This is a genomic window from Mycoplasma feriruminatoris (genome assembly GCF_000327395.2).
Taxonomy (GTDB): Bacteria; Bacillota_I; Bacilli_A; order Mycoplasmatales; family Mycoplasmataceae; genus Mycoplasma; species Mycoplasma feriruminatoris.
The window spans coordinates 39,447-51,773 of record NZ_CP091032.1 but is presented as its reverse complement, the minus strand read 5'-3'; the positions used below and the strand labels follow the sequence as shown (position 1 = coordinate 51,773).

6 protein-coding genes are annotated in these 12,327 nt (G+C 25.9%); 1 reads left to right on the top strand and 5 read right to left on the bottom strand.

The window, feature by feature from the left end; all coding sequences use genetic code 4:
• Positions 1-42 precede the first annotated feature (42 nt).
• Positions 43-1,986: an ATP-dependent zinc metalloprotease FtsH gene (gene ftsH / locus D500_RS00180; RefSeq protein WP_008363233.1), complete on the top strand. Its 1,944-nt coding sequence runs from the start codon at positions 43-45 to the stop codon at positions 1,984-1,986.
• 52 nt (positions 1,987-2,038) lie between these two features.
• Here the strand turns inward: ftsH and D500_RS00175 are convergent, their stop codons facing one another.
• The 5 genes from D500_RS00175 to D500_RS00155 form a co-directional block, all read right to left on the bottom strand.
• Complete coding sequence (locus D500_RS00175; RefSeq protein ID WP_008363235.1) at positions 2,039-3,310, bottom strand: ATP-binding protein; 1,272 nt, start codon at positions 3,308-3,310, stop codon at positions 2,039-2,041.
• Positions 3,311-3,594: 284 nt separating this feature from the next.
• On the bottom strand, positions 3,595-4,398 hold the full coding sequence (locus D500_RS00170; protein WP_008362727.1) for a BspA family leucine-rich repeat surface protein: 804 nt from the start codon (positions 4,396-4,398) through the stop codon (positions 3,595-3,597).
• A 121-nt stretch (positions 4,399-4,519) separates the two neighbouring features.
• Positions 4,520-5,641 carry an AEC family transporter gene (locus tag D500_RS00165; RefSeq protein WP_008362728.1) on the bottom strand — a complete coding sequence of 374 codons (1,122 nt, stop codon included), beginning with the start codon at positions 5,639-5,641 and terminating at the stop codon, positions 4,520-4,522.
• 18 nt (positions 5,642-5,659) lie between these two features.
• Positions 5,660-6,646, bottom strand: coding sequence for a 2-hydroxyacid dehydrogenase (locus D500_RS00160; protein WP_008362730.1), 987 nt, complete (start codon positions 6,644-6,646; stop codon positions 5,660-5,662).
• A gap of 243 nt (positions 6,647-6,889) precedes the next feature.
• A complete protein-coding gene (locus D500_RS00155) occupies positions 6,890-12,277 on the bottom strand; it encodes an ABC transporter permease (protein ID WP_008362731.1) in 5,388 nt (1,795 codons plus the stop codon).
• Positions 12,278-12,327: the final 50 nt, after the last annotated feature.

Genomic DNA, 12,327 nt, shown 5'->3' with positions numbered 1-12,327 from the left:
TAATATTAAATATTATGGACATTAAATAGACTGGAGAAACAGATGAACAAAAAGAAGAGAAAATCTACGTTTTGGTTTTGAATAATTCTAATAGTAGGTTTTATAATTTTACTATCAGTTATTAGTATAACTTCTAGAGGAACTACTCAAAATTTAACTATTGAACAACTTAATAATTTATTTACTCAAGGTAAATCTTTTAATAATGTTGTTTTACAACGTAATAATATCCAAGGTATTGAAGTAATCACTGGATGATATAACAATGGAAGTGGTTGAACTAAATTTACTGTTAATACTAACTCATTTGCTATTAATAGTTATAGTGAAGCCTTTAAAAACTTTGTATGACATTCTAATACTACTCGTTATACTGAATCATCTTGATTCTCATTACTTTCATCATTATTACCAATGTTAATTTTAATTTTATTCTACATTGGTTTATTTTACTTCATGGCTAAAGGTGGAGGTGCCGGAGCTGGTGCTAATGGTCTATTTGGAATGGGTAAAAATAGAGCACGTAGAGAAAAATCTAATGTTAAATTTAGTGATGTTGCTGGTATTGAAGAAGAAAAATCTGAATTAGTAGAACTAGTTGACTATCTAAAACAACCTGCAAAATATGCTTCAGCTGGTGCTAGAGCTCCAAAAGGAGTTTTAATGGAAGGCCCTCCTGGAACAGGTAAAACTTTACTAGCAAAAGCTGTTGCTGGTGAAGCTAATGTTTCTTTCTTTTCTATAGCTGGTTCAGAATTTGAAGAAATGTTTGTTGGGGTTGGTGCAAGCAGAGTTAGAGAAATGTTTAATGAAGCTAAAAAAGCTGCTCCTGCAATTATTTTTATTGACGAAATTGATGCTGTTGGTAGAAAACGTAATTCAGCAATTGGAACTGGAACAAATGAACAAACTTTAAACCAATTACTAGTTGAATTAGATGGATTTGAAACTAATTCAGGAATTATTGTAATGGCTGCAACTAACCGTGTTGATGTACTAGATCCTGCTTTATTAAGACCAGGTCGTTTTGATAGAGTTATTCAAGTTTCTCTACCAGATATTAAAGAACGTGAACAAATTTTAAAACTACATGCAAGAAACAAAAAAATTGATCCATCAATTGATTGACATAGAATTGCTGAAAGAACTCCAGGATTTTCAGGAGCCCAACTTGAAAACGTTTTAAACGAAGCTGCTATTTTAATGGTTAGAGAAGGTAAAACTGTTATTGGTATTAATGAAATCGATGAAGCTATTGATAGAGTTGTTGGTGGTCCTGCTAAAAAATCACGTGCAATGACAATGCATGACAAAGAAATTGTTTCTTATCATGAATCAGGTCATGCTTTAATTGGATTAAAACTTGAAAGTGCTTCAAAAGTACAAAAAGTTACAATTATTCCTCGTGGTAATGCTGGTGGTTATACTATTATGACTCCAAAAGATGAAACTTTATTCTCATCAAAATCTGATCTATATGCTATGATTGCTGGATATTTAGGTGGTCGTGCTGCTGAAGAAATTAAATTTGGTAAAGATAAAGTTACAACTGGAGCTCATGATGATTTTGATAAAGCTACAGCTATTGCTAGAAGAATGGTAATGCAATTTGGTATGTCAGATTTAGGAATAACTAAATTCTTAACTATGGCTGATGAAGCTTATGGAAAAACTGAAGGTAGTTATTCAGAAAAAACTGCTGCTAAAATTGATGCTGAAGTTGAAAAAATTCTAGAAGAATCATATAAATTAGCTATTAAAGTAATTAGTGAAAATATGGAAACTTTAGAATTATTAGCTGAATCATTAAGAGTTTTAGAAACAATTACCGCTGAACAAATTGATTACATTAATAAAAACAATAAATTACCTGAAGCTGTAATTTATGAAAAAGAAAAATATAAAGAAGAACAAGAAAAAATAAATTCTGGAAAAATCATTGATTTAGATATTAATGATATTAAAGAAGAAAATAAAGATAAATAATTAATATAACAAAAAACCAAGACATTTTAAGTCTTGGTTTTTTAATGTTTTATTAATCTTTTAATGCATTAATTGGAATAACTATAATTCCATCTTCTTCTCTTTTATAAACTATATTACCAAATCCAACTATTATGCATTTGTTAACTGGTGGTTTAGGATTGTGTTTTGTTATAGAAGCAACTGTTTTATTTAATTTTCTAGCAGCTGTATTTAATTGACTTCAACCAAGAATTATATCTACTGCACATCAACTACCGTTTTTAAATTCAATAACAACATCTAATTTGTTATTTAAATAATCTTCATAATGAAAGACTTTTGCTTCATTAGCTTGTGCATAAACTTTTAAATCTCTTATTACTAATGATTTAAATAACACTTGATATAAAGCAAAGTTGTCTTCTAATTCTTCAGCTGTTAAATCTAATAATGCACAAACTAAAGATGGATCACTAAAGTATCTTTTTTCTAATCATTTTGTTCTTATTTTTGATTTTTCAAGATGATAAGGTTTTAGGTTATCAAATAAAAATAAGCGGTTTAAGAATTCTATATATTTAGCTAGTGTTGGTCTTGAGATAGTTTTATTTTCATTTTTTAAAATATCTGTTATTATTGAACGCTCACTAATTGTTGTTGAAAAATTTCTAGCTAATGATTTTAGAATTAACTTAGAAATTTTAAAGTTGTACTTAATGTTTTGTTCTGCTGATTTTTCTTCTAGAATTTTATTAATGTATTTTTTAGGTAACTCATGACAATTACTACTATTAGAATCTAAATTTTCTGGTCACCCACCTCTAACAATAAGATAAGCTAATTGTTCATATGTTAAGCTTTCAACAAATCTTGTTTCTATATTATTTAATAAAAGTTCATTTATAGATATCAAGCCTTCAGAATCATTTGATTCAAATAAACTCATAGTGCTCATTTTTAATGTCACAATTCTTTCTGCTTTATTATGTAAAACTTTTTTACGTTTTAGAGTTGATGAACCCGTTAAAATAAATTGGTTTTTTTTTGATCTTAAATCTACTTCTCATCTTATTGCTTCTCAAAGTGCAGGTACATTTTGCCATTCATCAATAAGTCTAGGAGTTTTACCATCTAAAACAAATTTAGGATTTATTATAGCGAGCTCTTTATTAGAAGAATTTTTTTCTTCTAATCCTATATAAAACTGACTTTTAGAAATTCTTTTAGCTGTTGTAGTTTTACCACATCACTTTATTCCTTCAATACAAATAGAACTCGCAACATCAAAATATGATGATATTATTTTGTCCATTATTCTAGGTTTATACTTTTCTTTATTCATAATTCCGAGCTCTCCTTAGTATTATTTTTACCAAATTTAATTAAAAAAGTTTACAAGATTTAAAGTAAAAACTTTACCAAATTCGACAAAATTGACAAAAAAAGTTTACCAAATTAGGGAAAATTGGCAGAAAAAGTTTACCAAATTAGGAAAAAACGACAAAAAAAGTTTACCAAATTAGGGAAAATTGGCAGAAAAAGTTTACCAAATTAGGAAAAAACAACAAAAAAAGTTTACCAAATTCGACAAAAAAAGAACCTATGGTTCTTTAAAACGGTTAACAATTAAACATTAATTATTGTTTTTTTTAAGTTTTTAGGTCATTTTTCTTTGTTATTCACAATGCCCGAACTTTTAGCAAAATCTTTATGTTTTACAGAATCTTTAAATGTTCAGCTACTTAAATTTTGATTAAAAGATTTTGCCCCTTTAAACATGTCTTCTATATCTTGAACTGACGATACATCTCATTTACTTATATCTTGATTAAAATTCTCAGCATCTTCAAACAATGCGTTCATATCTGTAATTCTAGAAGTATCTCAAGATTCAATACCTTGAATATAAGAGCTTTCGCTGCGATAAAATGCACCTTTTAAAATAGTAAAATAACTAGGTAATTTTGAAGGAACTTTTATAACATCGGGTTGTACTTGTTGCAATCCAAACTTACCATCTTTTGTTTTATAAAAACCTAATTTAGTAATCTCTCTTCCTTTAATTTCTTTACCCGAATTATCTTTTAAAGTGATATCTCTTAATTCGTGATCAGTTTCATTCTCTTCAGGAATGGCTTCAACAACATCATCATTTAATTCTTGATCAGATTGATCTTTTGGTGGTTTATCTTTTCCAAAATCATTACCATTTGAATTTTTATTAGATCTAGTAGGATTATCTTTTGAGTTTTTATCTCGATCTTTATCTGAATTATTTTTTGATTCATCTTTATGATCTATTTCCTTATGTGTATCATTTGTTTTATTTACTTGCTGATCACTAGTGTCTTTTGACTTGCAAGCAATTAAAAAAATAGAAGTAGAAATAGCTAGAAGTGCACTACTTAAAACTGATAACAATTTCTTCATACACACACATCCTTTTAACAATTAGTAATATTTTACAACAATCATATTCAATTAACACAACTAAAATTAACAACAAAAAAAGTGAAGTTTTTTAACTTCACTTTTAAAATAATTATTTTTTTTATATAAAAGCTATACTACTAATTACCACTCATAAAGGTAACATAATAACTGCTAATAATGTTGTTAATGTTGAACATTGAGCTGCAAATTCTTCATGCATTTTATATTGAATAGCATATAGAATTACAACTGTTGCTGGAGGAGTTGCTGCAAGTATTACCATTGAAACACCCACTTCTTTTGAAACTAATCCAGCTTGATTTAATCCTAAGAAAATTAAAAATACAAATAAAGGCAATATTACTAATTTTTGAATACTAAAGATTCATACTCATTTATCTTTAACTGCTTTTTTAAAGTTTGAACTAGCTAAAGTTATACCAATTGCAATTCAAGTAATAGGAGCAGCTAAAGCACCTAGTTTTGAAAATGTTGTGTGAACTAGTGGAAGAGTTTTTTCAAATTCAAATCAAGCAACACCTTTTTCTACATATTTAAAGTTTAATCCATAACTTTGGTTTGGAATTAAAGTTGTTAATCATAATATTAATCCTAAGAATGTACAAATAACTATAGGGTTAACAAATGTCTTTTTCATTGCATCTTTAAAGTTTGCTTTTGATCATTTAACTCCAGATATTAACATAAAACAAAATGAATATAAAAATACTCTATAAGCAATATTTCAAATGTTTGCTGCTATAAATCCTGATTTTGGATAAATTGCTTGAATAATTGGAAATCCAAAAAATGTAGTTGATCCAAAAATAATCATCATTCACATAATTAAAGCACGATTCTGACTCATTGACCCATCTGAATTTAATGCCTTATTATCTTGAATCATTTCTGCTGATTTTTTAGCTAAATTTGGTGCATATTTAGACCATAAAAATGCTATTAAATTTAAAACAATATAAAAAGCAAATGAAATACCTAAAATAACACCTTGTTCTTGTAGTTGTTTAATATTTGCAGTTTTCATAAATCCAGTTAAAACAAGTGCTGGTACTGCTATTGTCATAACTACTTTTACTAATCCTGCTTTTCATTCTTTTTTTAAAATATTTGCTTTTGTTAAACCATAACTTAGTAAAATAGTAACTATTGTAGCAATAATTGCTCCTCATAGTTTTTGATTAGTCATAGTTTGTAAAAATGCTTCTTTAACACCATTCATATATTTTTACCAACTATTCTATAACTTATTTTTACAATCATTTGTTGTTAAATATTCATTTAAATTATCTAGTGAATATTCGATCATATTTGATGCTGCTTCATCAGTATATGAACCAATGTGAGGTGTTATTAAAACTCTTGGATATAGTTCTAATAATTCTTTAATAATAGGATCTTCAATACTGTCTAATTTCTTAAATAAATAATCTTTTTCAGTATTTCAAACATCTAATCCAACAGCAGCTAATTTATTAGATTTAATAGCATCTAAAATAGCTTGTTCATCTTGAATTTGACCACGTGAAGTATTAACTAAAATAGCTTTATCTTTCATTTTATCAATCAATTCTTTATTAATCATTTTGTCATTTTGACCTTTAATATAAGGCATATGAAAACTTATAATATCTGCATTAGCTAATAAATAATCTAAATCAACATATTTAATAACATCACTTAAACTATCATTTGGTTTAATATCATAACCTAAAACTTCACATCCAAAAGCTTTAAACATTTTAGCTGCTTCATATCCAATACGACCAGTTCCAATGATTCCAACAACACTATTTTTTAACTCTTTAGAAAATCCATATTGATCCATTTTAAAGTTTTTATTAACTGATTGATAAGCTCAATAAGCTGATTTTCTAGATAAACTATGAGCTAAACTAAATGCTAATTCAGCTATAGCAGTTGGTGAATAAGAAGCTACTCTAGCCATTTTAAATCCTAGTTCATGACCTGCTGGTATATCAATATGATCAAACCCAACAGTTCTAGTAAATACATATTCAACATTTAGTTCTTTTAGTTTTTCTAATAAAACTCTATCTAGTTTATCAGCACCTCTAACAACAACACAATTATGATTTTTAACTAAATCAATTCTATCTAGTGTTAAAGTTCCTTGTACTAGTGTTAATTCGTAGTTGTATTTATTTTTTAGTTTTTCAAAAAATTCAATTTCTGATTCTCTTACCCCAAAAAATATAACTTTCATATATTCTCCTGTTTAATTAGGTACTTTAAATTTAGACATAAAATATCTAATTAAACATTTAAATAAGTTAGTATTTTTATCATATAGCTTCATCTGATACATCATGTCTTAATTTAGCAATCTACCATATATTAAAATTATATAATTTCACATTTTCTAAATTTTTATAACAACTAAAAACTAGAAAATTAGTATAAAAAAATCAAATGCACACTAAAGCATTTGATTTTTAATAATATATTTCTATTCATCAACTTCACTTAACATAGTACTTGGTTCAGCATTTCTTACTCTTTTTGTTGAAACTCATAAAGAAGTAAAGAATGATACTAAAATTAATAAAATACATATTACAACTGATATTCAATAAACTCCAATTGGTATTGAAAATCCATTTGCACTAAACACTTTATCAATTATTGTTGTACTACTAAAAACAATTATTGTTGTAAAGAATGAAATTAATAAACTAAATATCGTAGCTATTCCAAGTGTATAAAACATTACTTGAGTATTTGTATATCCCATTGATCGCAACATTATCATAAATGATTTATATTGAGAAATATAAATATCTGTAATTAGCATAATCAATAATGAAGCACACAACATAATAGCTGTAATTATAATAACTGCAATATAAATAGCTGTTTTTGCAATTTGATTTAATAATTGTTTAGTTTCAAAAGTAAAATCAACATCAACAATTCCAGCTTTATAATCACTTAAATTCATTAAATCTAAAATAGCTAATCCTATTCTTTGTTCAGAAATCAATGACACTGAACTAGTGATAATTAAAGGTTCACTAGAATTTGAAAAGATCGTATTATAGTAGTAATGAGGTGAATAACTAAACGTATCATTTTGATTAATAAACGCTTGTTTTCAAGGATCTTTTGTATTTACTTTTTGTCAATTTGTAGTTTTATAAGTATTAAATAGCTCACCTTTTGTAATGATTTTTGAAGTATCAAATGGACGATAATCATAATTAATTGATCTACTTATATCAAATCCATATAACATATTAGCTAAATCAGAATCAACTAACGCATAAGCTTTTCCATAAATATCAATATCATCAACTTTTTTTAATTTGATTTTTAAATTCCTATTTACATATCTAACATCTTTATCATGTAGTTGAATAATTGCTGGAATACTTTTTCTTTTTCCAACAGCTCTTCTATAAAAATGTGGAACTGAGTTTAATAAAATATTTGGAATTGATTTATCAGCTGAAGGTGGGTTAACTCCAAGAATTTCTTTAGTGTTATTATCTAAAATAAAATATTCATAACGATGATTTGCTCATTTTTCTTGTTGAATAGAAAAATCATAAGGTCTAATCACTAGATAATCAGAAGCTAAACCACTTGTTTTTAATACAGAATGTCATGCTTGTCTAACTGATTTTGGAACTAAATGAGCTTTAAGTTTTTTAAGTGCTGGATATCTATAATTTCTAGTATTAGGATCATTTTTATCTAAATCAGCAATAACTTTTTTTATATCTAAACCGTGTTCAGTTGAACTATCTCAACCACTTGCATATAAAGCAAAATCTTCTCAACTAACTTTATCAGTTATAGGAATAAATAACAATAAGTTTCTTAATTGATAATATGGTCTAATAAATGATTTAATAATTTGTCCATCATTATTAACTACAAAATCACCAAATAAAGGAGATTCATCAACTATGTTGTCATGTTGTTTTGCAACTAGTTTATTTTCTTTATTTTTATCTGATCAAATATCTATTACTTGTCTTTGAGTAAACTTATTAACATCTAAATTATAAGGATTTAAATAATAATGAATATCTTTATCTCCTTGATGAACTATTTCATATCCATAAGAAGAATAATTATTATGATGATTGACCATTTGAATTGGTTTATCTTCTCATTTTTCATGTTTATTAACATATTTAGTTTTTAAATAATCACTATCATCATATAATCAAGCTTGTTTTGGTAATGCATTAAAATCACCATTTCTTGTTTTATATGATAGTTGAACACTATTTGAAGATAAATTAGAAATAATACTATCTCCATATTTACTTAACTTATAATTCAAGTTTTTATTAACAATAGTTGGAATAGTTAAAGTATTAGTTTTACTATCATAAAGCTTAAATTTATCATTTAAATAAACATCTCTAAAGTTTAAAGCATGAGGATTATTAATAATTTGATATATTTGTTGAACTTTATTAGTTGGTAAAAATAGTTTTTCTTTTTGTTTATCAGAAAGTTTATAAGATTGTTGATTTTTATCTAAACCTAAAATACTATAATCAGCAACTTTATTATTTGATTTAGGTTTAAAAATAGTTGCTAATTGATCTTTTTTAGGAATTATAGTTTGTTTTTGTCAACCAAATGAAAGTTGAGTTTTTCTAGAATCACTAGTTAGATAAGATTTAATAAATGAAGGAGAATATCCTAAAATTAAATTTAAAATCTTTTCTTTTCACTCACCAGTAGTTTGCACTTTGTCTTTAAAAATTATTTGTAAAAGTTGTCCAACAAATTGAGTTAAAGGTTGGGTAACAAGATTAGTTTCTTTAATTTTATCTATATCTGATTTAAAACGTTGGTTTAAATCAGCATCATTTAATATATAAGAATAAAGCTGTTCTATAGTACCAATTGAAATACTTTTACCATTAGAAATCCCAATTTGATATGAAGCTCAATCTAATAAGTTTTTATATAGATCTGAAACTCCAGTTTTAGTATATTCTTTAATAAATGATTTATAAGGAGTTAGAATTTCAGCATTATTATTTTGATCACTATTAATCTTATAAATTAGTTCAGGTAAAACTGATGAGTTTTGGTTTGATAAAGTATAACTATTTGGATCTTCATAATAGTTAATATTTCCAGATACATCTTTTGCTAGTTTATAAGTATTATCAATTTCTTCATGACCATTTCAAAAGTTAAATGTATCTTTTCCTAAAGGACTATTTGCTAAACTATTATAAATTTCATATTGATTATCATAATTTACTTTTTTAAAATAATTATCTTTTGCATACTTAGTAACACTAGGAATTGCAATTCCTGCTGAAACAAATAAAGTTCCAACAAATATTAATACTAATAATAAACTAAATGGTTTTTTACCAGATTCAGTTAGTTTTAACATCAATAAAGTAGCAAATCTAGGTTTTTTAAAAATATGTTTATGTAATCAATCTGTAGCTTTAGGTTTTGATCATTTTTTAGAACTTTTAATAATATCTAAAACTGGTTTTTTAATATGAAATAAAGCAACTAAGAATGAAAATACTCCAATTAAAACTCCAAATATCATAACAGCTGTTAATGGAGCATATCAATCATAAGTTAATACATTTGTTTGAAAACTAAAATAATCTTTAAAAATAGCTACAAATGGAACTTGAAGCATTGTTCCAGCCATTCAACCTAATGGAATTGCTATAAATACTAAAATCACAGCATAAGAAACATATGATCAAGAAATAGTAGCACTTGAAGCTCCATTTGCTTTTAAAATACCAATTTGTTTTGAATTAGCTTGAATTGATTTAATAACTCCAACAAATACAGCTAGTGCAGAAACCAAAGCAATTAAACTAGCCGTTAGAAAAGTTGCTAGTGAATATCAAAATGTAATTTTTTGATATAAAGTTCAGTTTAATGAATATCAAGAATTACTAAAATCTTGACTTTGATAAAATGTTTGAATTTCAGAACCTTTTTGTTTTGCTAAAATGTTATCTCTAATTTTATTTGCTACTGAAAAATGATCATAAAACACATTATTTATATGTAGTGCATCTTTCTTTTTAATTAAAAAGAAATTAAATGTTGCAGTTTGATCGTTTGCTGTTGCTGAATTTCCATCTCCTAAAATTTGATTAATTGTTGAAAAATCAGCATAAATTAACCCACCAGAATCAGATTTTGGTAAAGGTACATTTGGATCTGAAGTTGGGAAAAATGAATAAGTATCAACAGCATATCCTGTAACAATTAATGCCTTGGCATTACCTAAAGTTAAACGATCTCCAATCTCAATTTTATTAGCTTTTGCAAATTGTTTACTTACTGTAATTTCACTAGCACTAGTTGGAACTTGTCCATCTAATATTATGTAATTAGTAAAATTCTTATTAGTAATATCAACAATTCTAAAAGTTTTTTTAGTAATTGGATCATTAAATATAGTTTCAGGTCTTATATATAAATCATATCCATTAGCTTGTGCTGTTAAATTATGATGAGTTAGAAATGCTGCTGTAATTGGAAAATCTAATGCAACTGTAGTTTCAAGTTCATTAGCTTTACTTGTATAAAAATTAATTGATTTTTCACCAATATTTGCAAATGGATCAGCATTCATAGCTAAAATATCTACAAAACTATTGTTTTTAAAAATTTCAGGTAATTCTTTTACATCTTGAGAATAAATATTTGAATTTGAAACAAATCCTCTTAATTCTTGAGTTTCACTATATTGAATTACATCTTTAATATCAGTTTCATTACCATCATCACTATAAGTAACTTGAAGTGGTCTTAAAATACCTTTGAACCCTTGTTTAACTAACTCATTAAAGAAGTTTTGATCTTGTTTTTTATCATTTTTGTTTATAACTTTAATCAAGAATTTCATTTTTTGAAATTCACTAGTTGGAACTGATGAATTAAAAGTTAAAGTATAGGCATTTTCATTAGTTGCAATGTATTCTTCTTTATAAGAATGTTTTTTATCTTCATCAAAAGGTTTACCAAATAAAAATTCATAGAAAAATTTGTGAGCATTATTTTCATCATTTCCTGCCTGTTGGCTTAACTCACTGTCTTTATTTTGAGCAAATGTTTGAATTGTTTTAAAGAAATATTGTGAAAGAGATTCAAAAGCATAATATGAATAAAAATAGGTTTTTAAATCATCAGAATTAGTCTTTTTTAAACTCTCTATTTTATTCTTATCTTTAATAAAATTTGCTCAATTACTTTTAATATTTTTTGAACTATCATAAAAATGTTTATATCAACTTGGATTAGCTTTGGTATATCTTCCAATTACTGTATCTCTAATAGCTGGATCATTTTTAGATAATAAATCAGCCATTGTATTAAAAAGTGCATCGTTTATTGCAAAATCAAATTTTTCTTGATCTTTTGCTATTTGTTTTCTATCATCAGGATTTTCTTTATAAACAAAAATATCTTTTTTAATTGCTCAAGCATCTTTAAATTCCTTAGAACTTGTTGCTATTGTTAAAAGATTTTTTTCTCCATAAATATCATTAAAAGTTAAGTTAAAATTATCATAACCTTCATCTTTAAAACCAGTATATTGTTTATTTACAAAATCAAAAATAGGAATAAATAAAGGATCGCCTTTTTGAGGTTTAGCCTTACTTCCTACAGTTATTTGATATGTTGTATCAAATTTTGGAGATTTTTGATTATTAACAACTTGGTCATAAGCAGAAGTTAATCTTTTATTAGTAGTAAAAGAAATTGTTAGAATGCTTGAAGCAATGAAAGTTAAAACCACAATAACCACTAATTGAAGTTTGAACTTTAAAATTCACTTTACTCCTTGCTTTAACATTAGATATAGATTTTTCATAACAACTTCTTTCCTATTGCTAATTATTAAAAGCTAAAAACTATGTGATA